Origin of the sequence: Gordoniibacillus kamchatkensis (assembly GCF_000829455.1) — a bacterium.
Taxonomy (GTDB): Bacteria; Bacillota; Bacilli; order Paenibacillales; family NBRC-103111; genus Gordoniibacillus; species Gordoniibacillus kamchatkensis.
Genome location: NZ_JXAK01000005.1, coordinates 1 through 24,567, shown reverse-complemented (window position 1 = coordinate 24,567; position 24,567 = coordinate 1). Strand labels below are relative to the sequence as shown.

General features: G+C 55.3%; 24 protein-coding genes and 3 pseudogenes. 17 read left to right on the top strand and 10 right to left on the bottom strand.

What is annotated here, in order from left to right; genetic code table 11:
- Positions 1 to 51 precede the first annotated feature (51 nt).
- Both SD70_RS04160 and SD70_RS04155 read left to right on the top strand, forming a co-directional pair.
- On the top strand, positions 52 to 1,029 hold the full coding sequence (locus SD70_RS04160; RefSeq protein ID WP_231571041.1) for a HAMP domain-containing sensor histidine kinase: 978 nt from the start codon (positions 52 to 54) through the stop codon (positions 1,027 to 1,029).
- 87 nt (positions 1,030 to 1,116) lie between these two features.
- Positions 1,117 to 2,992, top strand: a pseudogene (locus SD70_RS04155) (electron transport protein).
- A gap of 33 nt (positions 2,993 to 3,025) precedes the next feature.
- On the opposite strand, the gene SD70_RS04150 reads toward SD70_RS04155, so the two are convergent.
- The 3 genes from SD70_RS04150 to asd all read right to left on the bottom strand — a co-directional run bounded on the left by SD70_RS04150 (position 3,026) and on the right by asd (position 5,687).
- Positions 3,026 to 4,300: an MFS transporter gene (locus SD70_RS04150; RefSeq protein WP_041045954.1), complete on the bottom strand. Its 1,275-nt coding sequence runs from the start codon at positions 4,298 to 4,300 to the stop codon at positions 3,026 to 3,028.
- A 63-nt stretch (positions 4,301 to 4,363) separates the two neighbouring features.
- Positions 4,364 to 4,789, bottom strand: coding sequence for a MarR family winged helix-turn-helix transcriptional regulator (locus SD70_RS04145; RefSeq protein WP_041045952.1), 426 nt, complete (start codon positions 4,787 to 4,789; stop codon positions 4,364 to 4,366).
- A gap of 82 nt (positions 4,790 to 4,871) precedes the next feature.
- Positions 4,872 to 5,687, bottom strand: coding sequence for an archaetidylserine decarboxylase (asd, locus tag SD70_RS04140; RefSeq protein WP_041045950.1), 816 nt, complete (start codon positions 5,685 to 5,687; stop codon positions 4,872 to 4,874).
- 279 nt (positions 5,688 to 5,966) lie between these two features.
- Here asd and SD70_RS04135 point away from each other — a divergent pair, with 279 nt between their 5' ends.
- The 4 genes from SD70_RS04135 (at position 5,967) to SD70_RS04120 (ending at position 9,828) form a co-directional block, all read left to right on the top strand.
- Positions 5,967 to 6,206, top strand: coding sequence for a glutaredoxin family protein (locus SD70_RS04135; RefSeq protein WP_041045948.1), 240 nt, complete (start codon positions 5,967 to 5,969; stop codon positions 6,204 to 6,206).
- A gap of 114 nt (positions 6,207 to 6,320) precedes the next feature.
- Entirely contained in the window at positions 6,321 to 6,863 is a 543-nt protein-coding gene (locus SD70_RS04130) for a MarR family winged helix-turn-helix transcriptional regulator (protein ID WP_231571040.1), read from the top strand.
- A gap of 449 nt (positions 6,864 to 7,312) precedes the next feature.
- Positions 7,313 to 8,551: a serine hydroxymethyltransferase gene (gene glyA, locus SD70_RS04125; RefSeq protein WP_041045946.1), complete on the top strand. Its 1,239-nt coding sequence runs from the start codon at positions 7,313 to 7,315 to the stop codon at positions 8,549 to 8,551.
- Between the two features lie 80 nt (positions 8,552 to 8,631).
- Positions 8,632 to 9,828 (top strand): acetylornithine transaminase, encoded by a 1,197-nt coding sequence (locus SD70_RS04120; protein WP_041045944.1) that lies wholly within the window; start codon positions 8,632 to 8,634, stop codon positions 9,826 to 9,828.
- 105 nt (positions 9,829 to 9,933) lie between these two features.
- Here the strand turns inward: SD70_RS04120 and SD70_RS04115 are convergent, their stop codons facing one another.
- Positions 9,934 to 10,830, bottom strand: coding sequence for a LysR family transcriptional regulator (locus tag SD70_RS04115; RefSeq protein ID WP_041045942.1), 897 nt, complete (start codon positions 10,828 to 10,830; stop codon positions 9,934 to 9,936).
- Between the two features lie 147 nt (positions 10,831 to 10,977).
- Between SD70_RS04115 and SD70_RS04110 the strand changes: the two genes are divergently transcribed.
- From SD70_RS04110 to SD70_RS04100, 3 genes and pseudogenes are all read left to right on the top strand, one after another.
- Complete coding sequence (locus SD70_RS04110) at positions 10,978 to 11,661, top strand: MOSC domain-containing protein (protein ID WP_041045939.1); 684 nt, start codon at positions 10,978 to 10,980, stop codon at positions 11,659 to 11,661.
- Between the two features lie 167 nt (positions 11,662 to 11,828).
- On the top strand, positions 11,829 to 13,571 hold the full coding sequence (locus SD70_RS04105) for an ABC transporter ATP-binding protein (protein WP_041045937.1): 1,743 nt from the start codon (positions 11,829 to 11,831) through the stop codon (positions 13,569 to 13,571).
- A 28-nt stretch (positions 13,572 to 13,599) separates the two neighbouring features.
- Positions 13,600 to 15,365: pseudogene (locus tag SD70_RS04100) on the top strand (ABC transporter ATP-binding protein).
- 94 nt (positions 15,366 to 15,459) lie between these two features.
- On the opposite strand, the gene SD70_RS34530 reads toward SD70_RS04100, so the two are convergent.
- Both SD70_RS34530 and SD70_RS04095 read right to left on the bottom strand, forming a co-directional pair.
- The gene (locus SD70_RS34530) at positions 15,460 to 15,597 is read right to left on the bottom strand and encodes a multicopper oxidase domain-containing protein (RefSeq protein WP_394297935.1); all 138 of its coding nucleotides are present in this window, start codon (positions 15,595 to 15,597) and stop codon (positions 15,460 to 15,462) included.
- 60 nt (positions 15,598 to 15,657) lie between these two features.
- On the bottom strand, positions 15,658 to 16,299 hold the full coding sequence (locus tag SD70_RS04095) for an NAD(P)-dependent oxidoreductase (RefSeq protein WP_041045934.1): 642 nt from the start codon (positions 16,297 to 16,299) through the stop codon (positions 15,658 to 15,660).
- 346 nt (positions 16,300 to 16,645) lie between these two features.
- On the opposite strand from SD70_RS04095, the gene SD70_RS04090 reads away from it, so the two are divergent.
- From SD70_RS04090 to SD70_RS04075, 4 genes are read left to right on the top strand one after another with little or no spacing between them, the layout of a single operon-like run.
- Complete coding sequence (locus tag SD70_RS04090) at positions 16,646 to 17,671, top strand: ParM/StbA family protein (protein WP_041045931.1); 1,026 nt, start codon at positions 16,646 to 16,648, stop codon at positions 17,669 to 17,671.
- A complete protein-coding gene (locus SD70_RS04085; protein ID WP_041045929.1) occupies positions 17,647 to 17,838 on the top strand; it encodes a hypothetical protein in 192 nt (63 codons plus the stop codon). The genes SD70_RS04090 and SD70_RS04085 overlap by 25 nt, the downstream gene beginning before the upstream one ends.
- Entirely contained in the window at positions 17,835 to 18,287 is a 453-nt protein-coding gene (locus SD70_RS04080) for a hypothetical protein (protein ID WP_041045927.1), read from the top strand. The genes SD70_RS04085 and SD70_RS04080 overlap by 4 nt, the downstream gene beginning before the upstream one ends.
- Positions 18,288 to 18,306: 19 nt before the next feature.
- Complete coding sequence (locus SD70_RS04075) at positions 18,307 to 18,765, top strand: hypothetical protein (protein WP_041045925.1); 459 nt, start codon at positions 18,307 to 18,309, stop codon at positions 18,763 to 18,765.
- A gap of 63 nt (positions 18,766 to 18,828) precedes the next feature.
- Here the strand turns inward: SD70_RS04075 and SD70_RS04070 are convergent, their stop codons facing one another.
- Positions 18,829 to 19,830: an LLM class flavin-dependent oxidoreductase gene (locus tag SD70_RS04070; protein WP_052487033.1), complete on the bottom strand. Its 1,002-nt coding sequence runs from the start codon at positions 19,828 to 19,830 to the stop codon at positions 18,829 to 18,831.
- 308 nt (positions 19,831 to 20,138) lie between these two features.
- On the opposite strand from SD70_RS04070, the gene SD70_RS04065 reads away from it, so the two are divergent.
- Positions 20,139 to 21,038: a cation diffusion facilitator family transporter gene (locus SD70_RS04065; RefSeq protein ID WP_041045923.1), complete on the top strand. Its 900-nt coding sequence runs from the start codon at positions 20,139 to 20,141 to the stop codon at positions 21,036 to 21,038.
- Here SD70_RS04065 and SD70_RS40205 read toward each other — a convergent pair whose 3' ends face one another.
- Positions 21,039 to 21,272: a spore germination protein gene (locus SD70_RS40205; protein WP_197080935.1), complete on the bottom strand. Its 234-nt coding sequence runs from the start codon at positions 21,270 to 21,272 to the stop codon at positions 21,039 to 21,041.
- Between the two features lie 219 nt (positions 21,273 to 21,491).
- On the opposite strand from SD70_RS40205, the gene SD70_RS37590 reads away from it, so the two are divergent.
- A complete protein-coding gene (locus SD70_RS37590; RefSeq protein WP_231571038.1) occupies positions 21,492 to 21,605 on the top strand; it encodes a sporulation protein YjcZ in 114 nt (37 codons plus the stop codon).
- Between the two features lie 175 nt (positions 21,606 to 21,780).
- On the opposite strand, the gene SD70_RS37585 is transcribed toward SD70_RS37590, so the two are convergent.
- Both SD70_RS37585 and SD70_RS04055 read right to left on the bottom strand, forming a co-directional pair.
- A complete protein-coding gene (locus SD70_RS37585; RefSeq protein ID WP_231571037.1) occupies positions 21,781 to 21,873 on the bottom strand; it encodes a YjcZ family sporulation protein in 93 nt (30 codons plus the stop codon).
- Positions 21,874 to 22,107: 234 nt separating this feature from the next.
- Positions 22,108 to 23,403 carry a PQQ-dependent sugar dehydrogenase gene (locus SD70_RS04055; RefSeq protein ID WP_041045919.1) on the bottom strand — a complete coding sequence of 432 codons (1,296 nt, stop codon included), beginning with the start codon at positions 23,401 to 23,403 and terminating at the stop codon, positions 22,108 to 22,110.
- 224 nt (positions 23,404 to 23,627) lie between these two features.
- Here SD70_RS04055 and pyrH (SD70_RS04050) point away from each other — a divergent pair, with 224 nt between their 5' ends.
- Complete coding sequence (pyrH, locus tag SD70_RS04050; protein WP_041045917.1) at positions 23,628 to 24,380, top strand: UMP kinase; 753 nt, start codon at positions 23,628 to 23,630, stop codon at positions 24,378 to 24,380.
- An 88-nt stretch (positions 24,381 to 24,468) separates the two neighbouring features.
- Positions 24,469 to 24,567 (top strand): annotated as a pseudogene (pyrH, locus tag SD70_RS35775) (UMP kinase); the annotation flags it as partial.

Sequence of the window (24,567 nt, the reverse complement as noted above, 5' to 3'; positions counted from 1 at the left end):
CCGCATGTTTTGGACCGCGCTGCTCAGCTTTTTTCTTATGGTGAGCGTATCGTGGCTGCAAGCCAATTTGTCGATGAGCTTCGGCCTGCCGGCAACTTTTTGCTTTGGGTCTTCACGTTCCTGTTCTTCTTCTACTTGTTTACACGTCCGATCGTGCGGGATTTGCGGGAGCTGTCCGACGGTCTCATGTCTATCGCTCGAGGGGATCTGGATTATCGGGTGCCGGTTTCCAACCAGGACGAGCTCGGGGGCGTCGCCCGCAACATCAACTATATGGCCGAGCAGCTGCAAAGCATGATGGAGCGGGAGCGCACGATCGAGACGTCGAAGATGGAGCTGATTACGCATATTTCTCACGACTTGCGGACGCCGCTCACCAGCATCATCGGCTATTTGAATTTGCTCAAAAACGACGATTACCGGGATATCGAAGAGCATAAACGATATATTTTCAACGCTTTTAACAAATCGCAGCAGTTGAAAAAGCTGATTGACGATTTATTCGAGTATACCCGTTTGACGAGCGGCGAAGTGAATCTTTCCCCTCAGACCGTCGATCTAGGCGGCTTGCTCGAGCAAATCATCCTTGAATTCGAGCCGATCGCCCAAGAGCAGGCTCTGACCGTTGTGAAGATGTGGGAGCCTGCGGCGGTTGCGGCGAACATTGATACGGAGAAGTTCGTGCGGGCCGTCGATAACTTGCTGATGAACGCGCTCAAGTTTTCCGTTAAGCCCGGCGAAATCACGGTTCGGCTGTCGGAACGGGCGCACGGCATTTATTTGGCTGTGGAAAATCGGGGAAAGCCGATCACCCGCGAACAGGAGCAGCGTTTGTTCGAGCGGTTCTATAAAGCCGAGCCGTCGCGTTCGGACAGCGCCATGCCGCCGGGAGCCGGGTTAGGACTGTCGATCGCCAGAAACATCGTGGAACTGCACGGGGGACAGATGGGACTCCATCACGAGGACGGACATTATACGTTTTATCTCGAATTGCCCCGTATTGCCCCGCGCGCCGAGCCTTGCCGATAAAAGAAAGGACATGATATTCGGCCAATGAGGAGAACCTATTGTCGTTGAATCCCAATTCGCAACATTACCCGACAAAGGAGCTTTTCCATGAGGCCGCGCATCTGGCTATATTTTCTTATCCCTGTCGTATTGCTCGGAGCGGTCGGCATCGCCGTAACCTGGCGGGAGCCGGAATACGCCTATTTGCCGCCGCGGGACAAAGTTCTGAATCCTGCCAACGCAGGCGGATTGCAAATGCTCTCGTCCGGCAACAGGGACGTTCCCATAAGCGAGGAGCTGCTCCGCCTAGGCAGGAAAACGTTATATCAGGAAACGTTCGGTAATGAAGTGTTTTTGACCGATATTATGGGGCTGGTGAACGGCCCGTTGACGATAACGAACATAGGCAAGGCGATCGCGCAGTTAAAAGGGCAAGGGACGTCCAATTTGCAGGTCGAACTTGCCCAAGATGTGACGCTGGGCGGCAAAACGTATAGAAAGGGCGAGAAAATCGATACGGGCATCGATGTGCCCAAAGGAGCCTACGCCCCGCTGGGGATGCCGGTAAAGTTTTCGCGAGGGGCCGTGAAAGTAGGAATCACCTGCATGGCTTGCCATGCAACCGTCGATCCGCAGACGAAAACGGTCGTTGAAGGCGCGCCGAATGCCGACCTCAACGCCGGCCTGCTCATGGCGCTGGCGACCAATTCTGCCGCCTATTTTACGCATACCGATGTCGACAATCTCAAGAAATATGTGAAAGACGTAACCCGTACCGTCACTACGGCAGACGGCGGCAAAAGCGCGCTGCCCGATCCGGCCGCTTTGGAGAAGGCGGTGGACGATAACCTCGTAAAATGGCCGAGGGGCAATTTCGATTCGACCATCGATCTGAAAAGCAATCCGGCGCAAATTCCCGATTCCTTTACGAAAGGCGGACATCCGTACGGGTGGAGCGGGTTTGCCGCAGCCGGGCCGTTTCACGGCCTTAGCGCGTTCAGCAACAACGTCCATGCCCAAAACTCCGACTCACTGGCCCAAGTAGAAGCGAGTCCGGCTTTATTCGGCATAGATAAGGAAGTGTACCTGGCACGCTGCTGCAAAACGCCGCGAGCCGCAAATTTCGGTACGATCCGAAGAGCGGAGTGAAGCCGTCGCAGTTTTTCGCCAAAGTCGATCCGACTCCGGGCGTCCCGGGGGTAAACGAAATGATCAAGCCCCCGTCGTTCCCGAAGCTGACCATGATGGCCCCAGATGGGCTGTATATTAGCTCGCCCGGTTACAAAGTAGGCGAACAGGTCAACGCAATGGCCGCGTATCAGAACACGATCGTTCCGCCCGCCGGGAAACAACAAGCGAACGGGCGAACGTTGAAAATGGGGCAAGAGGTGTTTAAACGCGCGCAATGCATTTCTTGCCACGCAGGAGACGCGTTTACGAACAATCGCGTCGTTCCGTCCACGGTCATTGGCACGGAACCGTCCCGCGCCGCGGCGCTCAAGAAAACCGGGAACATGTTCGGTCCCGCATCGATGTACGCCCCGGACACGCCGGTTCCCGTGCCGCCAGGCGCCAAGGCCGTTGCTGTTCCGACCGGACACTTGGACCCCGAGCAGATCAAGCTGGCTTTTGCGCATGGCGATTCACCGGGCGGATACAAGGTCAAAGGGCTTATCGGGCTCCTGTGGACGGCTCCGTATTTGCATGACGGTGGAGTTGCGGTAGGACCGGACGCCGCTAAGCAAATCGGCATCCCCGGCACCCTCCTGCAAGGAGTCGCGCCCGATCCGGCCAACAGCTTGCGCGCTTTGGTCGACAAGCAATTGCGGCAAAAGTGATCGCCGCAAACCGGCAATCCAAGCGGCTTCAAGACGTGCATGCCGCCGGGACCGGGCACGAATTTTGGGTGGATGAATCGACAGGCTTCACCAAAGAACAGCAGGACGCCTTGATCCACTACCTGCTTTCATTGACGGGCAAATAAGTAATAGGCTCCCCGCATGTTAGCTTGCAGCTGTTAGGCTGCAGGAGCAGATGCGGAAGCAGAGGCGACTTTGGCAATCCGGATAGCCATTAAGGCGGCAAACAAGCATACGAAACCGGCCGCGATAAAAGGAACGGTATAAGAGCCAAGCAAATCTCTGAGTGTCCCGGCCCCGTAGGCAGCCACCGACGCGCCGATTTGATGAGACACGACAACCCAGCCGAAGATCATGCCCGCTTTCTCTTTGCCGAACTCCTTTGTCGCCAGCTTGACGGTGGGCGGAACGGTGGCAATCCAGTCCAAGCCATAGAAAACTGTGAAAATCATAAGGCTCGTTGCGCTCGCATTAAGAGCATAAGGCAAGAAGAGCAAGGAAAGGCCGCGCAGCCCATAGTACCAGAAAAGCAGCCAGCGGCTGTCGTACCGGTCCGATAACCATCCGGACAGCGTCGTGCCGAACAGGTCGAACAGCCCCATCAGAGCGAGCAGCCCGGCCGCCATTACCTCGGGAATGCCGTGATCGCCGCAGGCGGGAATGAGATGGGTGCCGATCAGTCCGTTGGTCGAGAAGCCGCAAAAAAAGAACGTGCCGGCGAGCAGCCAGAAGGTGCGGTTTTTCAGGCCGGAGCGAAGCGCCTGCAGCGGCGTGAGAAACAAATTCCCCCGAAACGGGGCCGGTTTGACGAGCTCCTGCTCGCCGTATGGGGCGACACCCGCATCATACGGATGGTTTCTCATCCAGATGGCGACGACGATCAGCAAGACGGCAATGACGGCGACGGCGGTGTAAACCGAGTATCTCCAGCCCAGCTCCACCGTAATTTTGGCCAGCAGCGGCAGGAACAGCAGCTGGCCCGTAGCCGCGCTGGCCGTTAGAATCCCGACAACCAGCCCTCTCCTTTTGACGAACCAGTGATTAGTTACCGTAACGCCAAGCACGTTCGCCATCATTCCTGTGCCAAGTCCGGCCACAAGTCCCCATAACAGCTCAAACTGCCACAGATGCTTCATCAGAGGCGTAATCGACAGACTAACTGCCAGCACCGCCAGCGAGGCGACCATGACGCGGCGGATGCCGAACCGCTCCAGCAGGGCGGCTGAGAAAGGGCCGATCAATCCGTACAAAAAAATGCCGATCGAGACGACGCTGGATATGCCGCCGCGGCTCCATCCGAACTCTTTTTCGAACGGGAGCATGAAGATGCTCGGTATGGAACGGATTCCTGCGGATACAAGCAAGGTCACAAAGGTGATGGCGACAACGATCCATCCGTAATACATTTTCGGTGTAGGCGGGCTTGCTTTCATTGGGTGAACCCTCGCTTTCGGCGACTTTTATTAGTTGTACATACAAAAGACTCATCAAAAATGTTACCGTTTTTCCAGCTTCTCGCTCGCGGCCACAATGACCGCCTTGAGCTGCTCCGAAGCTTCCTCGCCGATAAGCGCCTCATATTTGCTGTGCAAATTTTTCGAGGCGAGACGAATCGCATCCTCCAGTTCTTTCCCTTTCGCGGTCGGGTACACGAGCACAGTCTTCCCTTGAACTTTCCGTTCCACGAGCCGCTTGGATTCCAGCTTGTCGACAAAGCGCGTGAGCGTGGAAGCGGTAATGGCCAGCTTCTCGGACAATTCTTTTTGCGATATGCCCGGGGCTCCGTTCACGAGCCGAATGAGATACCCGTACATGGGGGTCAATCCGGTCGGCGCGAATTCTTCCTCGGCGAGCTTCGTGATGGCGCGGCTGAGCCGGTTCGCCGTAAAAAATAAGCAGTTGTGCAAAAAAGAGTCGTCCATGGCGGCATGCTCCTCCTTCGTTTGTATGTACAACAAATATAAAAGCAAAGCGAGGCGATGTCAATATGTGGTTTGGAGAATTTTAACCCCGATCTTCCTCGTCCTCCCGAATGTCCCCCCAAAAGCCTATCGGCTCGCCTACCCGCACCCGGCTGCCTACGGCGAGATCGTCGCGGAATGCGAAAGACGCGTTTTCCGTCAGCAAAACGACGGTTGAGCCGAACTCGAAATAGGCAAGCTCCGCCCCTTTAGCAATGCGATCCCTTAGTCCTTCCGCATATTGAACGCTGCTCACGTTCATGGCGCCGACCTTGACGACCGCAAGAGTCCCATAGCGATGCCGGATGTAAGTCAGGAGCCGTTCATTTCGGCTCAACACTTTGCGCATGTGACGCAAACCGAATCCGTTGACAGGGTAAACTTTTCCCGGGCTGTGGGCTTTCCCGACGATCGATCCCGCAACCGGAGAATGAACGCGGTGATAATCGGCCGGACTTAAATACAGAACAATGAAAAAGCCGCCGCGGTACGTATCGGAAACCTGCTCTTGATTCAAAATCTCCCATACGTTGTAATCCTGGCCTTTAACCGTGATAGCCAGGTCGTCGTGAATGCGTCCGATTCCTGTCACTGTACCATCCACCGGGCTAACAAGCGAAGATGCATCCGGATGAACGGGCCGAAGCCCTTCCTTCAACCTCCTGATAAAAAAATCGTTTAACGTTCGGTAATCGCGGAGGGGCTTCTCCGCTTCTTGGATCTGGATGGCATAAGTTCTGGAATACCACGGAATCAGGATGCGGCTCACCCTCGACTTCGTCAACGCGCCGACCAATCGCGACAGCCATTTATGGGACGTGAGCTCAGTCAATAAACGTAAGAAATGCCGATCTGACATTCGGATCGCCAACCTTGCTTGTAAATGTTTTTTCACATGCAGTATAAGGTGAGAGGGCGTGTACATCAATTACGAATTTCTTATTGTTCCGATAGGCTGGCGTGGGGGTATGCGGAGGAGCTTTATGCAGCAGGGCAATCGGCCCTTGTTTTTTTGTGCGGCTGTATATTGGTCCAGCCTATCATATCGATAGGAGATTCGTAATTGATCTTCCGGAGCCGCCATCCTAAGATAAATACGTAGCAATGCTACATATTAAAAGAACAGGAGAGGATTCAAATGGCGAAGGCGGTTTTTTATCATGCGGGTTGCCCCGTTTGTGTCGATGCGGAGCAAGCAGTACTGGAGTACCTGGATAAGGCGAAAGTCGACACGGAAGTCGTTCACCTCGGCTCCGACCGCAGCCGCATTGCGGAAGCGGAACAAGCGGGCGTAAAATCCGTTCCGGCGTTGGTGGTCGGCGGCAACGTCTACCACATCAATTTTGGCGCAAGTCTGGAAGACGTTAAAAACGGTTAATGACTGACTCGAGGTGCCTCGCAGCGGCACCTTTTTGTTTTTCGTATGCTTTTTTCCGGCGGCGTTTGTGTGTACAATAGGGGATAAAACCCGGCATGGAAGGTACGAGAGCATATGATATTCGATCCGCAGGAGCGCACGGGCAATCGCGCAGCTCGAGTCAGTATGGCCTTGTTCCGTATGTCGCAGGCCATTAAAAAATTGACGCAGACGGAAAGCGATGCCCAAGGCTTGTCCCCGGTCCAAATTCAAGCGCTGCTGTTCGCGTTCAATACCCGGAACGACGTGGCTTCCATCGGCAACTTCGCGAAGTCGATCGGAGCGACGCATGTAACGGCGGTGAAGATCGTCAACGGTCTGGTGCAAAAAGGCTTGATGACCAAAAAGAAAATGTCCGGGGACCGGCGCGTGACCTTGCTTGATCTAACCGCAAAGGGCAGAGAAGCAGCCTTAAAGCTTGAGGACTGGGGACATACGCTGGAGGACGCGCTTCAATCCATTCCCGATAGCGTTTTGGCAAGCTTCGAGCTTGGACTTGGAGTTATCGTTTCCGCCATGCATCAACGCGGAAATCTCGTCATTTCGGAACCTTGCCCGGGCTGCGTTCATTTTCGCCGAACGTTCGGGAGGACGCGGCTCCCCATTTTTGCGAAATGATACAAAGCTATTTGTCCGACGAAGCCTCTCTGAAAGAATGCCCCGAGCATACTCCCTCCGACCCATTCAGTTGATTCCGGCAGATCGGCTGAATTCCCGTAACCAAATCATAGGTGATGTCTATTGTTATGATATGAATTATTGTATTGAGCAATGATTTCTCTCCCTTTATACTTAACCCGAAGCTTGAACAGCCATCCGGCAACCGAAGAGGAAACGAGAGTGATCACGAACCATCATCGCATTTCCCGACATTCCGCAGCTTACGTTAACGCCAAGGGCTGCGTTTTATGGCAATACGGAATTTATCCTGTTCAAGGAATCGGCACATCGACTACATTCTCGAACACCTCGAAGTAGGATTGCCGGTAAAAGGGCCGGAGGGTTTATCGTTGAAAAACGTCAAGGTCGCTGCCGAAGCGCAAGCGATAAGCTAAGGAGGAAACCGTATGCGGCATTTGCTCGAACAAGATCCGGCCATAGCCCGGGCCATCAGCCAAGAGCTTGAACGTCAACGCGGCAAGATCGAACTGATCGCTTCCGAAAATTTTGTGAGCGGAGCGGTGCTCGAGGCGATGGGCACGGTGCTGACCAACAAGTATGCGGAAGGCTATCCGGGAAAACGGTATTACGGCGGCTGCGAGTACGTGGACATCGCGGAAGAACTGGCCAGGAAAAGGGTCAAGCAGCTGTTCGGCGCGGAGCATGCCAACGTCCAGCCCCATTCGGGAGCCCAAGCCAATATGGCCGTATACTTCGCCGCAGCGCAACGCGGGGACGCGATTCTGGGCATGAATCTTTCCCATGGCGGTCATCTCACGCATGGCAGTCCGGTCAATTCTTCCGGCCAGCTCTATAACTTCATTCCGTATGGGGTGAACGAGCAGACGTACCGGATCGATTTCGACGAAGTGCGCAAGCTGGCGCTGAAGCACAAGCCCCGCATCCTGGTAGCAGGCGCCAGCGCTTATCCGCGCACGATCGATTTCGAGCCGTTCGCCCAAATCGCCGAAGAAGCGGGCGCCCTGTTTCTGGTAGACATGGCCCATATTGCCGGCATCGTAGCGGCAGGACTGCATCCGAGCCCGGTGCCGCACGCCCATTTCGTTACGGCGACGACCCATAAAACGCTTCGCGGGCCGAGGGGCGGCGTCATTTTATGCCGGAAGCCGTGGGCGCAGGCGATCGACAAGGCGGTTTTCCCGAGCACTCAGGGCGGTCCTCTCATGCACATCATAGCGGCAAAAGCTGTTGCGTTTCACGAAGCAGCCCTGCCCGAGTTCAATACGTACATGGAATCCGTGCTGGGCAATGCGCAAGCGTTGGCGGAAGCGCTGCTGGCGGAAGGACTGAATCTCGTCACAGGGGGGACGGACAACCATCTTGTGCTCGTCGATCTGCGCAATATCGGGCTGACCGGAAACGAAGCGCAGCAGCTGCTGGATGACATCGGGATTACCGTCAACAAAAACGCGATTCCTTTCGACACGGCCAGTCCGCTCGTGACGAGCGGAATTCGTCTCGGAACCCCGGCGGTTACGACTAGGGGCATGGGGCCGGACGAAATGAAGGCGATTGCCGGCATCGTGGCGCACGCTTTAAAACATCCGCATCGTTATGCCGTTCAGGAGCAGCTGCGCGGCAAGGTAAGCGAGCTTACATCCCGTTTTCCTCTCTATCAACCATGAACCGCATAGAACAACAGGCAGCTTTCCGATATCCGCAAGCTGCTTGCGAGCTTCCATCAATAAGTAAAGGAGCGAATTCGATGGGAAATGGCGAGAGCTTGGCAGAGAAGAGCGCTCTGTTCCCGACATATGCGAAACATCCTATAACGCTTGTCCGCGGAGAAGGGAGCCGGCTGTGGGACGATCAGGGGAAATTGTACCTGGACTTCATGTCCGGACTTGCGGTATGCAATCTGGGACATGTGCCGGCGAAGGTCAAGCGCCGCATACAGGAACAGCTTGACCAGCTATGGCACGTGTCCAATCTGTTTCGCATTCCGAATCAGGAGAAGCTGGCGAAGCTGCTTGTAGCGAATAGCTGCGCGGATCTCGTCTTCTTCTGCAACAGCGGGGCGGAAGCGAACGAAGCGGCGATCAAGTGCGCCAGAAGGTACCACCAGCGCGTGCTCGGCAACAGCAGGTACGAAATCATCACTTTCGAGAAGTCGTTCCACGGTCGTACGCTCGCGACATTGACTGCGACGGGCCAGGATAAAGTGAAGGATGGCTATTATCCGCTGCCGCAAGGGTTTGCCTACGCAGCCTACAACGACATTCGATCCGTGAAGGACAACATCACCGACCGTACGGCGGCCGTTATGCTCGAGCTCGTGCAGGGCGAAGGGGGCGTGAATCTCGCGGACCCGGAATTCGTGACTCGTTTGTCCGCGCTGTGTCAAGAGCACGGACTGCTGCTTATCGTCGATGAAGTGCAGACCGGACTGGGGCGAACGGGGAAACTGTTTGCTTACGAGCATTTTGGCATCGAGCCGGATATCGTGACGCTTGCCAAAGGACTGGCCAGCGGCTTCCCGATCGGTGCCATGCTGGGCAAAAACAAGCTGAGGGACGCGTTCTCCACGGGAAGCCACGCGTCCACATTCGGAGGCGCTCCCCTTGCTGCCGCGGCCGGGGTGGCGACGCTGGAGACGCTGACGGAAGAACGTCTCCCTGAACGCGCCGAACAAGCGGGGGCGTATGCGATGCAAAAGCTGTCCGAGCGATTGCTTCCGTATTCCATCGTTCAATCCGTACGGGGAATCGGGCTGCTGATCGGCATCGCCTGCAGCGAACCGGTCGCCCCGATCGTGACGGAACTGCACCGGCGCGGCCTGCTTGTGCTGCCGGGAGGCACTCACGTGATCCGGTTTATGCCGAACTTGTATGTGACGAACGAAGAAATCGACGAAGCCGTCGATCTGTTGTCCAGTGTCCTGGCAAGCTCGAACCGAGCGTAACTCTCGGCTTAGCGGCGGCACGTGTCGGGCTTGTGGTCCGGCTGCTCGCCGTACAGCACCGCAAGCTCCCGGGAGAGGCGCACTCACCTGGGGGTATCGTCCTTTTTAATCGCCGTTTTGCTTTTTGACCGTCGCAATCAACTGTTCCATGAAAACCCGGCTTGCGGCGCACAAATATTTGTTTTTGCGGTAAACGAGCCCGATTTGCGTCGTGAGCATCGGATTTTGAAGCGAAACCGTGCGAATCCGCTTATCCTCGATGTAATTGAGATACGCTCTCGGCAAAAGCGTGACGCCGACGCCTTTTCCAACCATGTTGATGATGGATTCCATCGTCGTCATTTCCATGACCGGTTGGGGGGTAAAGCCGAGCGTGCCGCACTGCTCGTTAACGAGCTGCCGCAAAAAGTACGTCCCGGGCAGCAAAACGGAGGGAGTCTCCTTCAATACATCGAGCGTGACAAAAGGCTCCTTGGCAAGAGGATGATCCAAGGGAGCCGCAAGCGCCAAGTTTTCCTTGTACAGCGGGATCGTCTCCAGATCTTCATGCTCCATCGGCAAATAGACGATTCCGAGATCGAGCTCGTTCTGCAATAGCCCGTCATAAATGTCCCCGGTCCGCAAGCCGAGGACGGACAGCTCGACGTTCGGATAACTGCGGTGAAACGCGATCACGGTAGGCGGGAGCAAATAGTTGACGACCGTGAGCAGCGCGCCGATTTTCAGCGTGCCTCGCTTCAGGCCCTGCAATTCGTTGATCGCGGCGCGCGCCTGGGACAGCTCATGAAACACGTTATAGCTGTGATGCAGCAGCGTCCTGCCGGCCTCGGTAATGACGGTCTTCTTGCCGATGCGATCGAACAGCGGCACGCCGATTTCGTGTTCGAGCAAACGGATTTGCTGACTGAGCGAAGGCTGGGCGATACCCAGCTTCTCGGCGGCGCGGGTAAAATGCAATTCCCGGCATACGGCCATAAAATATTCCAGCTGCTTCAATTCCATGGTTGTTCCTCCACCGAGCATCGATAGGTTATGGCAATCATTATAAGAAAAACATATAAAAGTTCCAATCTATTTTCGAGACGCAAAAAGAGAATGAAAGACTCGTTGGATTATAGTAGGATTAAACAGCAGGGAGGATAGCTCGCTATGAACGGTGCCGAAATTCTTTCAATCAATGTGGGCATGCCGAAGACGATTCCGTATCAAAGCAAGGATATCTCGACCGGGTTATTCAAGCATCCCGTCAAGGAACCTTTATTTTTATCGTGGGTGAATTTCGACGGAGACGGGCAGGCGGACCTTGTCCACCACGGCGGGCGAGAGAAGGCCGTCTGCGTCTATCCTTACGAGCATTATCCGTTCTGGGAGCAGGAACTGGGGCAAGCCTTGCCTTACGGCGCATTCGGGGAAAATTTAACCGTTCGAGGATTGCTCGAAACGGACGTTTGCATCGGCGATACGTTCCTGCTTGGCGAAGCGATCGTTCAGGTCAGCCAACCGCGGCAGCCCTGCTTCAAATTATCCGCCGTGTACGGTCGTCCCGACATGCCTCTGATCGTGCAGGATACGGGCTATACCGGCTTTTATTTTCGCGTGCTGCAGCAAGGGAACGTAAGCGCATCGGACGGCTTGATCCGGCTCGCTCCGCATCCCGAAGCCATAACGGTTGAGTACGCCAACCGGATCATGCATCACGAGAAAGAGAATTTGATCGGGATTCGAAAGATACTGGAAGTGCAAGAGCTGTCGGTGAACTGGAGAAACACGTTTTTAAAACGGCTGGAAGGCCATGAAACCGATTCAAGGGAAAGGCTGACCGGCAATGCTTGAGGTGAATCGGGCATTGACCATACAAGAATGCAGGCGAAGCGGTAAAATCTCACGAATATGGGAAAGATGCAGCCATCCTTCGGGATGGCTGTTCGCATAGACGCGGTTCGGAAAAAACTGTAAAATGATTCTACGCGCATTTGAATATGGAAAAAGGTGGGGCGGCAATGTCGTTTGTGACCCGGCTGCGGTGGTTTTTTCAATGGAGATGGGGCAGTTATGCGCTCGCTATCGGTTTGATGGCGGCGGTCAGCCTGCTTACGACGATACCGCCCAAAATGATAGGAAATACGATCGACCATATCCGCAGTGGGGATTTGACCGCTTCCGGCTTAAGCCAAACGGTCGTTTTGCTCGTAGGTCTTTCCTTGCTTCTTTATGTCATGGTCTACGTCTGGATTACGACGCTGTTCGGGAACGCGGCGCTCATCGAGAAAGTGCTGCGGGGGCGGCTGATGGCGCATTTGACGCGGATGACGCCGTCTTTCTTTCAGCGCAACAGCACGGGCCAATTGATGGCGCTTGCGACCAATGACGTGCTGGCGATCGGGCAGACGTCCGGTTACGGCGTTATGACGCTGGTGAACACGCTGGTGGGGGCGTCCGTCGTCATCGTGACGATGATCTCCTTGATCAGCTTCAAGCTCATGCTGGCGGCGCTTGTGCCGCTGCCGTTCCTGGCGCTGGTCATAGGCAAGCTCGGCAAAAAAGTAAGAAGCCGCTTTCTGGAAGCCCAAGCCTCCTTCGGCAAAATGAACGACCATGCGCTGGAATCGATATCCGGTATCCGCGTCATTCGTTCCTACGTGCAGGAAAATCACGATCTTGACGCTTTCGACAGCGTCACGTCGGACGTGATGAATAAAAACAAACGCGTCTCCATTCTGAACGCGCTGTTTCAGCCGCTCATTTCGCTCATCGTCGGGGTGAGCTATTCCATCGGCATCGGCTACGGCTCTTATCTCGTGTTTCACGATCAGATCACGCTCGGGCAGCTTATTTCGTTTAATATTTATCTGGGCATGCTGATCTGGCCGATGATTTCGTTCGGCGAATTCATCAATGTGCTGCAGCGCGGAAGCGCCTCGGCCGACCGGCTGGAAACCGCGCTCATGCAGCAGGCGGACTTGCACGATGCGGAAAAGCCGGTTGCGCTCGAAGTGCCGGCAAGCATCGAGATGAAGAAGCTGACTTTCACGTATCCGACAGCCAATTATCCCAGTCTCCTGGGCGTTTCGTTCCGCTTGGAGCGGGGGCAGACGCTGGGCATCGTCGGAAAGACGGGCAGCGGGAAGAGCACGTTATTGAAACAGCTGCTGCGCCAATATCCGGTCGATCGGGAGAAGCTCTTCCTGTCGGACGTACCGGTCGAACATATCGCCTTGGACAGGATGAAGCGTTGGGTCGCTTACGTGCCGCAGGAGCACTTGCTGCTATCCAAGTCGATTCGCGACAATATCGCGCTCGGTAAGCCGGACGCGACGCCCGGGGAAATCGCCAGAGCGGTGGAGATGGCCTCGTTCACCCAGGACGTGGCCCTCATGCCCGAAGGACTGAATACGATCGTCGGCGAGAACGGCGTCATGCTGTCGGGCGGCCAGAAGCAGCGGCTGGCGATCGCCCGGGCGCTGCTCGTCGATTCGGAAATTTTGCTGCTCGACGATGCGCTCTCGGCGGTCGATGCGCGCACGGAAAGCCGCATCCTCCATAATATCCGGAAGGAACGGGACGGCAGAACGACGCTGATTGCGACGCACCGTCTGTCTGCGGTCAGCCATGCGAACTGGATTCTTGTGCTGGACGAGGGACGGATCGTCGAGGAGGGCACGCACGACGAGCTGATGCTGTTCGGCGGCTGGTACAAGGAACAGTGGGAGCGCCAACAAATGGAAGCGAGCCTGGAGGACTAGCGGTGCAAACGATGAGGAGGCCATAACGATGCCAAAGCAATCCACGGCGAGAAGACTGCTCGCGTATGCTCTCGCCTATAAGTTCCGAATTATCGGCGCGCTGCTTATCCTGTTCTGTGCGGTCGGCGCAGAGCTGGCCGGGCCGTACATAACCAAAACGATTATCGACAAGCACCTGTCCGCGGGGGCGCCGGAATTAGCGCCGGTGTTCGGGCTGCTTGCCTTGTATATGGGTCTTCTTCTGACTGCAAGTGTCGCAAACTTCACCCAATCGTACATCCTGCAATCGACGGCGCTGCAAATTATTAAAAATATGCGGATGGATTTGATGCGGCACATCCAGCGCATCCCGCTGCGGTATTTTGACAACACCCCGATCGGACAAGTCGTATCGAGAATAGCGAACGACACGGAAGCCGTGCGCGATTTGTTCATGAGCTTCATGGCCACGTTCGTCGTAAGCCTGGTGCAGCTGACGGGCATTTTCGTCGCCTTGTTTATTTTGGATGTGCGGCTTGCGCTGTTCTGTTTGCTGCTGCCGCCGCTGTTCGCTCTCATTATGCGAATCCATTTGAAATACTCCAAGGTGTTCATCAGCATTATGCGCGCCCGGCTTAGCGATATGAACGCCATGATGAACGAATCGATCACGGTCATGCCGATTATTCAAGCGTTTCGCCGCGAGAAAGTGACGCTGGCGGAATTCGAGCAGCTGAACGAGGACCGGTATGCGAATCAAATCAAACAGTTCCGGGTGTTCTCCCTGTCTTCCCGCAATATCGTAGGAACGATAGGCAGCCTGGTTACCGCTTTTGTCGTCTGGTATTTTGGCCGGGAATCGCTGCAGACGGCGATATCGTTCGGCGTGTTTTACGCCTTCATCGATTATTTGGGGCGCATTTTCCAGCCGATTATCGGGATTTTCGACCAGCTGACGAACGCGCAGCGGGCGTTTGTTTCCGCGGAGAAGGTGTTCGCCATTATGGATTTGGAAGGCACGGAGGTAGAGAAGGCCGATCGGGTGGCCGTCCGGAAGGTTTTGTGAAATTCGACAACGTCACCTTTGCGTACAAAGACGGGGAGCCGGTGCTGAAGGGGATTTCGTTCGAAGAGCGCAAGGGGGAGACAGTGGCGCTGGTCGGCCATACGGGTTCGGGCAAAAGCTCGATCATGAACTTGCTGCTCGGCTTCTACGAGACGAACGAGGGTAAAATTACGATCGACGGGCGCGACATCTCGGAAATGTCCAAGCAAGCGCTGCGCAAACATATGGGGATTGTGCTGCAAGATCCGTTTCTGTTCGCCGGAGATATTAAATTCAACGTGAGCCTGTACAACAAGGACATCTCTCTCGACCAGGTGAAACAGGCGCTCAAGGACGTGGGCGCTGCGCCGTTCATCGAGCAGCTGCCCGGCGGCTACGACGAGCCGGTGGTGGAGCGGGGGAGCACGCTATCGTCCGGGCAAAGGCAGCTCATTTCTTTTGCCCGGGCGCTTGCGTTCGATCCTTCGATTCTGATTCTGGACGAAGCTACGGCCAGCATCGACAGCGAGACCGAGGGGATCATCCAAAGAGCGCTCAAAGTCGTCAGCGAAGGCCGCACCACCTTCGTGATCGCGCACAGGCTGTCGACGATTCGCGATGCCGATCAAATTCTCGTGCTGCACCGCGGCGAGATTGTCGAGCGGGGCAATCACGACGAGCTTATGGCGCTGGGAGGCAGATACTACAAAATGTATCAGCTGCAAAAAGGGGAGCGGGCGGCTACACCCGCGGCAAGAACCGGAACTTGAAGATCCGTGCGGCGAAAATAGCAGTACCGAGCGTGTAAAAAGGGGCTGCCCCTCAGCCGTTCTCATGGCTTTGGGGACGGCCCCTCGACTATTATTATTCCGGATGGTTTCTCGTTGCGCTCCCGATCGAAAACGGAGAGGTGACGCCTTCGTACATGAGGTGCAGGGTCATGCCTAATGCGGCGTGAGTGAGATTATGGCAGTGATCCATCCATATGCCAGGGTTTGTTATCCGATACCAAGCGCTGCATTCGAATTAAAGGCACCTGTCCAGGTGCCCCGATTCATCCGCTTATTCCGCTTCGGCAACAACGGTAAAACGTTCGTTTCGATGCTGCGGATGTTCAATTTCGTCCAAAACGGCGATCGCATAATCGGCATAGCTGATGTAGCTTTCGCCCTTTGCATTGACGAGCAGCCGGTCTTTGCCTTGTTGGTAAGAGCCCGTTCGCTTGCCTTCCGGGTTGAAAAATGCCGCCGGGCTAATATAAGTCCATTGAATTCCGCTCGTGCTTTGCAGCTCTTCGAGGTTTTTCGCCATGTTGGAAGCTGTCGGATAATACGCCGCGGGAAAATTCGGGGTTTCCAGAACGCGCACGGTTTGCGCTTCGTCCGCAAATAAACTTCCCGCTCCGCCTACGACCACCAATCTTGTCTGCGGAGCGCCCTTGAGCGCTTCAATCAACACTTTGCCGGCCTCTACATGCTGATGTTCTTGCCCGGGAGCGGCGTTGAAGGCATTTACGACAACATCGAACTTCTTGAGATCTTCCGCTTTCAAATCAAAAATATTGTTCTCCAAGACGGCAACTTGCTTATGTTGAACCTTAGATGCGTCTCTTACAATGGCCGTCACTTCATGTCCTCTTTCGACAGCTTCTTTGAGAATAAGACTTCCCGACTTGCCGCTTGCACCGATAATGCCGATTTTCATTGTATCGTCCTCCTAAATCGTTAAGAAGGCGCTGGGGAACATAACCATTGAAGACGTTGTGAAGGATATTATCAGCAAAGAGAAAGTAAACGACCCGGCTACCTGAACGGTAATATGCGCCGGAAGCAGCCCGATTATGCCAACTTTACGCTTTAAAGTTTAAACTTTACCTTTTAACCTTCAAACTTCAAACCGTAACCTTCAGAAAATGGAACTTTAAACGTTAACGTTTAAAGTTCCATTTTGCGTCTAAACTGTTATTTTTGTCCGAAACCGACACAAACCGCGATCCGCCGGCCGAACGTTTTATACTAACCTACCTAAGGTTGATGAAAGGAGAATCGATTTGGCCAAGAGCGAGAGCCTGACCACCTCCATCGTTTTGTCCATGGATAACGGCAGCAGTCATATTAAAGGCATCTACGACGATTTGAGCCATACTTTCATTTTCCCTAACGTTGTTTCGCAGCCTACGGGCGAGCGCATTTTGCTGATCGAACAGGGCGATCCGCTCGATTTTCTGGATGTCCAGATTACGTCTCCGGCCATTGAGGGCGACAAGTACCGGCACGTGTATGTCGGGAATCTGGCCATCGGCGATGAAGGCGTCGTCCATGAAATCGTCGGCGACAAGGCCGCGCAAAAAAAGGCGCAACGGCCCGAAACGATGATTACGCTGCTCACGGGCGCGGCTTACGCCGTAGCTTGCAAGCACGAGGAGGCAATCCGCAGCGGCGCCAAAAGGATCAAGGCGGCGGTGCAGCTCGGGACCGGGCTGCCGATCAGCGAAATATCCAAATTCCGCGCCGAATTTGCGCACCGCATTGCGAGCGGGATTCATTCCGTCACTTTCGTCACGACGCCCGTATTCAAAGGGGTTACGGTGGAGCTGGAGTTTGCGCTGCCCATCGATATTTGCATCGATGACGTTTCGGGCGTGTACGACATGGAAGCGACGCTGAAAACGCCGCTGTCGTCCAAAGGGTTCGGGATCGCGGACGTCGGCGGCGTCGATATGGATATCGCCTTTTTCCGGCCGGGGCTGGAGCTGGATCAGCGGCATTCGACCGGAGCGAAAATCCACCTCAACGACGCTTTGGAGCATATTCGCAGCGAGGTCAACGCGCAAGGCGAGGAGCTGATCGCGAGCACCGCCGAGCTGACCATCATGCTGGTAAATAAGGAGTACGAGATTTACGCCGAGGGCAAAGTCGTGTTCGACATGACGAACCTGGTGAACAGGCACATGCGCCTGCTTGCGGAAAAAGTGCTCAAGTACGCCAGAGGCGCATGGAAGCATGTTGCTACGCGGGCGAATTTTGGTTTATCGGCGGCGGCGCGATCATTTTGCAGCCGTGGATCGAGAAGCTGAATGCGGAGCTGGGGCTGCCGATCCGTTTCGATTCCCAGGAATACAGCCAGTTCCGCAATTGCCGCGGGACGTTCCTGCTGCTCGATCACGCGCTGCGGCATGCGGGAGAGGCGGCGGCTGCCAGAGACCATAAAACGGCGGCGGCTGCCGCAAGCACGGAGCCTTGAAAAAGAGGCGCTCCACCGTTTATGTCCGGCCCGGCAAAGACGTTACCCTCTATATTCCCGCCGAGACGCCGCCCGAAGTCATCGATTATTTGAACCGGCTCAAGGCGGAAGGCATTTTCAGCCAAGGCGTTATGGACATTCTCGCGGCGCACGTACAAGGACGGAGGGATACCGCACGCGGGCACGAGCACGCGAACCCGCACGCAGACGCGCGCTTTCCCGCATCTGAGCCTGCTGCGCCAATGCCGGCCGACATCGAGGACTTCGGCGCCGATGATGAGCTATTGGAGCCGGCGACGTACAGGCCGCCTGCCGCGGCGTGGATGGAAGATTGGCCGGATCCGGAACCAAGCCGGCCGGAGCCAAGCCGGAAACTGAATATGGCGCAAATTTTCTCGCTGTCCAGGAAAAACACCGGCAAGCTGCTGGACCGGCGCGACGACGAGTGAAAGGAGATTTAACGATCGTATGAGCGGCGCATCTATCGACGACAATACGCGTAACTTTACGCTTTCCACCGATATTTTTTTCGAGCCGAATTTGGATATTTACGCGCAGATGGTTTATATCGTCATGAAATCGTACGTAGCGGAAGCCTCCTTGCCGACGGTGGACGAGGTCGCCAGGCAGGGCCGCATGCAATCCGGGCAGGCGGTGAAGGCGCTGCAAAGGTTGGCGGACCACAAGCTGCTGCCGCATAAAGTATTTCGCCACATGGTCGGCGAATTTGCGGACAACCGGTTGTCGTGGGCGGCCAAAGGGCTGCTCGCTTATTTGGCGAACCATCCGCAAATCAAGCTGAGCGAGCTGCAGGAGCTGTCGAACCAGTCGGGGGAAGACGAGCAGAGCATCCGCAAAGCGCTGCGTGACCTGCACCGCTACGGATATTTGGAGGAGTACCCCGAGCTGCGCAAGCTGGCAAACTGACAAGCCCATACCAAAAGCGGCAAGCCCTCAAGTCCATGAGTGCCTGCCGCTTTCTCTTTCTGCTTACTCTCCTCTGGCAACTTCGGCGAGCAGCTCGTACGAGCGCAAGCGCGCCGCATGGTCGTAAATTTGCCCCGCAGCGATGAGTTCATCGGCCCCGGTTTCGCTTACGATTTGCCGCAGTCTGTCCCGCACCGTCTGTTTGCTTCCTACAACCGAATAGCTGAGCTGCTGGCGGACGATCGATTTCTCGTATTCGCTCCAGACGCCGTCCAGGCTGTCGACAGGCGGACTTAATTGACCGGACCGGCCGCGGATAATGTTCAGAAATTGAAATTCGTGCGACGTAGCCAGCCTGCGCGCTTCTTCATCCGTGTCGGCGGCAACGACGTGGATTCCGACCATGGCGTAGGGCTTATCCAGCGCCTCGGACGGCCGGAAGCTGCTGCGGTATATGTCCAGGGCCGGAAGCAAATAATCCGGCGCAAAATGGCTGGCGAAAGCGAACGGAAGGCCGAGCTGCCCCGCCAGCCGGGCGCTGAAGCCGCTCGAGCCGAGCAGCCAAATCGGAATGTCCAGCCCTTCGCCGGGAACGGCACGAACCTTGGCCCCATGCACTCCGGAAGGCGGCTTCAAGTAAGCGCGAAGCTCTTCCAGCAGCTCGGGGAAATCGTCGCCGTCATTGCCGAGGCTGCGCCGCAAAGCGCGGGCGGTCAGCTGATCGGACCCCGGCGCTCTGCCGAGGCCAAGATCGATACGCCCCGGATAGAGCGACTCTAGTGTCCCGAACTGTTCGGCAATGACGAGCGGAGCATGATTCGGCAGCATCACGCCGCCGGAACCGACACGGATTTTCTCGGTGCCCGCCGCTACGTAGCCGATGACGACCGAGGTGGCCGAGCTGGCGATTCCCGGCATATTGTGGTGCTCCGCCAGCCAGTAGCGGTTGTAGCCCCATTGTTCGGCATGGCGCGCCAGATCGAGCGTATTGCGGAACGAATCCGCCGCGGTAGCGCCCCTCACGATGGGGGCAAGATCGAGAATGGAAACGGGAATGCCAAGCATGCGATTTGACCTCCTGACCTGTCCGATATGACCCCGGAGTTGTTTTACCACTTATCATAAGGAAGTTGCGGAACTTTGTAAAGTAAAGGGGGGCGGCCGCGAAAGCCCGGGTGCCTGACGGCTTGCCGGGACAGGCGCCGCTTTGTAATTTTCCGGCGTTCATGGTATAATAATGCAACTTTAATCATTGTGTGGTGCCTTATGATGTTATCGACTAACATGCCAACGTCAAAAAATACCGGAACCCTTGACCAAGGCGGTCAAGGGTTTTTGTTTCCCGGCGGCAAAAATCATGTAGGGGGCAATAAATGATGCAGGCGAACAAAGCTACTGTTATTGCCGGCTGGGTCAGCCTGGTTAGCAACTTGATTTTGACCGCCATCAAAGTGATCGTCGGCTTTTTGTTTGGCAGCCAAGTATTGATTGCCGACGGCATTCACAACGCGGGCGACGTGATCGCTTCCGCCGCAGCTTTGGGCTCTACGATTGTCGCCCGCAAGCCGGCGGACCGCGAGCATCCGTACGGCCACGGCAAAGCCGAAGTCATCGGCTCCGCCGTCGTCGCCGTCATTATGGGACTCGCCGCTCTCTTCATCGCCTTTCATTCGTTCGAAGCTTTGCTGCACCCCGCGGCCGAAGCGAGCTATATCGCTTTGATCGCGGCTATCGTTTCTTTTGCATGGAAGCAGTGGCTTTACTTTTATTGCATCCGGCTCGGGAAGAAGGCGAACAGCAAAAGCCTGATCGCCACGGCGTACGATCACCTGGCTGACGTGTACGCTTCGATCGCCGCCGTAGTCGGCATCGGGGCTGCGCTCATTGGCGACAAGTACGACATCGCTTTCCTCCGTTACGGAGATCCGGCCGCCGGCATTATCGTCGCTTTCCTGGTGTTGAGACTGACTTACCATATGGGGAGAGACGCGATGGATATTTTGATGGAGAGGAACGTATCCGCCGAAAAGCTTGATTCCTTTATGCAACTCGTTCGTTCGGTTCCGGAAGTGAAGCGCATCGACCGAATTCGCGCGCGCGAGCACGGGTACTACACGATTGTCGACGTTCGAGTCGGTATCCCCGCACAATTGAGCGTGCAAGAAGGGCATGACGTTTCGCGGAAAATTAAACAAATCATTATGGAGCACCATAACGACGTAGAGGAAGTCATGGTCCATTTTAACCCGTGGTACGAAAGCGCCGGCAAGTAATCAAGCTTTCCTCCGCAGCGCCGGGAAACTTCTTGACTGCTTGTTCATCATATTGGAGTCGCATGTGATCGTAACGTTCACGACGGTGACCGTTGACGGGAAATCGCCCGTTAATGACCCGCCCGAACCGCTGCTGGTTTTGGTGCTGGATGTCGGCGCTATAATAAATGCGTTGCCGTTGTTCAAGACGCCGCTATTGGAATTGACTCTAAAGCGAGGTATTAAGGAAGCCATCGCTCTCAACCTCCCTTGCTGTATCATTCAAACCGACACAGTACTGGCTGTCGTATCTTATTAGATATGTTTTGTCGATAGTTTCTGCTTGTTCCATCTCCCATTTTCGGCGGAAAAAGACTACTAAAAAATAGACATTTCTATCAGAACGTTTGTCCAAGCGCAATGTCTCTTTCAAGTATATCTTATACTATCCGAAACAGAGGGGAGTGAGAAGGTATGGGATACACTGGGTCGTGTGCCGGTGTTGGAGGCCTCTTTACTAGCACGGCTACCATCTTGGTGCTCTTTATTCTGCTGGTGATTGTTTCCCGCACGATGTTAGGCTATTAATCCTAACAAAAACCGCCCCGGCCTCATATGAGACCAGGGCGGTTTTCTATTTGCCGTTAAGCTCTCTCTTTTTCAGTTGAAAAAAAGCAACAACCGAACTGTATGGCGGATCAGTCCGGTCGTTGCTGGGGAGGCAAAGCGATCACATTGATTGAAAACCGGAAAGCGGGAGCAATCACCAACCTACCATGCGGCTTACAATAACAAGCAAAATAAAGAGAACCAGAATAGTCCCCGTGCTGGTAAAGAAAGAGCCTGCAGCAGACATTTCCACTTCACCGCCTTCCATATCAAATTGTTGAGTCGCAGTATATGATCAATGCAAGAAAGGAACGGAGGAGCGGGCAGCATCTGCAGTAGCCGGGCTGCGGTATGCTTTATGCGGTATGGAAAGGGGGGAGGTGGAGCCGCCCTGCCGTTCCTTTCTTGTATGATATTTATATTGCTAGAGCGACAGAAAGGATTGGACTACTCTACCAAATATACTTGCTGATTTTTATAGCTATCGGCGGCTAATTTTCCATATGACGCCGGTATGCTGGACGAACCCTTCTTCGCCCGCCATACCGAAATCTACTATTAACAAATCGCGCTCAGACCCGAATACGGCATCGATCGGCCGCTCGAAACCGCCCTCCCCGGACTGGCTGGCGGCTACGCCCGAGCGGTTTATGGCGAAGGGGATCACTCTCCCCGTCCGCATGTCGATTCTGGACACCCGGTGGCCGACCCGAGGCTCAGGCTTTCCGCCTGTAGTTCGGGGGGCCTCGCTTCCGAATTCGGCGATAAATACGTCGCCGGCGGGGCCGAAAGCGGCGCTGTAGTTAATGTCAAACCCCATAATGGCGCTATGCGGCTCGAAAACGGCGGCCGGCCTAGGGGGCGTCATCGGGTGCTCGGCTAATAAGAAGGAAGGCCGCTGTTTGTTTTCCGGCATAAACTGCGGCAACGTCACGGGAACGCCTCCGGCATAATCGGGCCATCCGTACCAGGCGCGATGCTGGATGATATGAAACTCATCCGGACAATGGCCAACCGGACGGCTGCCGCGATCGTCCATGCCATGATTCGTTGCGTATAATCGATGCTGCCGGTCAAACTTCATGCGAAACGGATTGCGCAGCCCCCATGCGACCAGCTCCAGCTGCGAGCCGTCCGGATTTGCCCGTAAAATGCTGCCGCTGGCCGCAGTGACGCCTTTGACCCATTCATTCGGTGCGGTCGCTATGCCGAACGGGGAAAACCCTCCCGTCTCGGCGTAATCGTGTGCGGACTCGGTCAATACGTTGTCTGTACGGAAATTTTGGCCCGATAAACGAATGTATGTACCGGGGTAATCATGAAAATAAGGATAGTTTTGCACCCACCTGTTATCGGTTCCCACGACGCCGGAATTGGTGGCCGTCCCTTGCCCGAAATACATTTTCCCGTCCGGACCGAAGACGACCCGATTGTTATGATGGTCCCCCATGCTGGGGAGCCCTGCCAACACATGTTCCTTCGACCCGTCCCGCCCCACCTTCGTAATGAACCCCCGGTGCGCCACATAGATGTCTCCGCGATGATACGTAATGCCCGTCAGAGGCGGATGAAACCCGTCGGCCAGAACGGTAGTGCCGCTGCCCGTCAGCTTCAACACTTTGCCGTTGCCATCCGCAACCCCGGCATCGGCTACAAGCATCTCTCCGCCATCCGTATAGGTTAAATTGATCGGGGTCGTTAGCCCCTCGGCAAACACGCTGATGGTATACCCTTCGGGAAGCATAATATCGCTGGGATTCGTCTTCCTGGGACTCATTCCGGTCACCTCGCCTTCTTGTTTGTACCATTGTATTCACTCCTTTCCGATATAACGCCGGAAGTTGCGTTTTCGCCGCAACGAGCATAGAATAGATGTAATGAATATGAAAGAAAGGGGGCGGGAAAATGAGGAGGAAACCGGGTTCCTCTATTCCCGTTCCATGGAAACACTAAAGCGATTGTTGCTTTAGTGTTTTTTTATTTTGGCGGAGGTGCTGCGATTTGAACAAGTACAAGCGGGTTCTGATCAAGCTAAGCGGCGGGGCCGTCGCCGGCAAAAGCGAATTCGGCTTCGAGCCGGAGCGGCTGGAGCACATTGCGGGCGAAATCCTGTCGGTAGTGAATATGGGAGTGGAGGTTTCCATCGTCATCGGCGGGGGCAACATTTTCCGCGGCCAAATGGCGGACAGCTGGGGAATCGAGCGGGCGGAGGCCGATAATATCGGCACGCTGGCGACGGTCATCAATAGCTTGATGCTTCGCGGCGTGCTCAAAGCCAAAACCGACAAAGAAGTTCGCGTCATGACAGCAATTCCGACCACTTCCGTCGCGGAGCCGTACATCCGTTTGCGGGCGATCCACCATTTGGAGAAAGGCTACATCGTCATTTTCGCAGGGGGCAACGGTCAGCCGTACGTGACAACGGATTATCCTTCCGTGCAGAGAGCGATCGAGGTTAACTGCGATGCGCTGCTGGTGGCCAAACAGGGCGTGGACGGCGTGCTCGAAGCGGATCCGAAGCTGAGCCGCGATGCGAGGAAGTACAAGTCGCTTCATTACGACGATGTGATCCGGCGCAATTTGAAGGTGATGGACCAGTCGGCGTTCATTCTGGCCCGAGACTACAATTTGCCGATTCACGTATTCAATTTCGACAAGCCCGGCTCGATGAAGGAAATTTGCGAGGGCAAGCATATCGGCACGGTCATCAGCAAAGATGCGGTGCTGGAGCTGGAGGAGCCGTCCATGGCGTGAAGCGTGGCGGCGGGAGCGAGGCAGTATGGACAGGACGGCGGATGGGATCTGCTGTCCTGTTCTTTTTAGAGGGGGGAGTTATCGTCAAGATGTGATCCGGCGCAATTTGAAGGTGATGGACCAGTCGGCGTTCATTCTGGCCCGAGACTACAATTTGCCGATTCACGTATTCAATTTCGACAAGCCC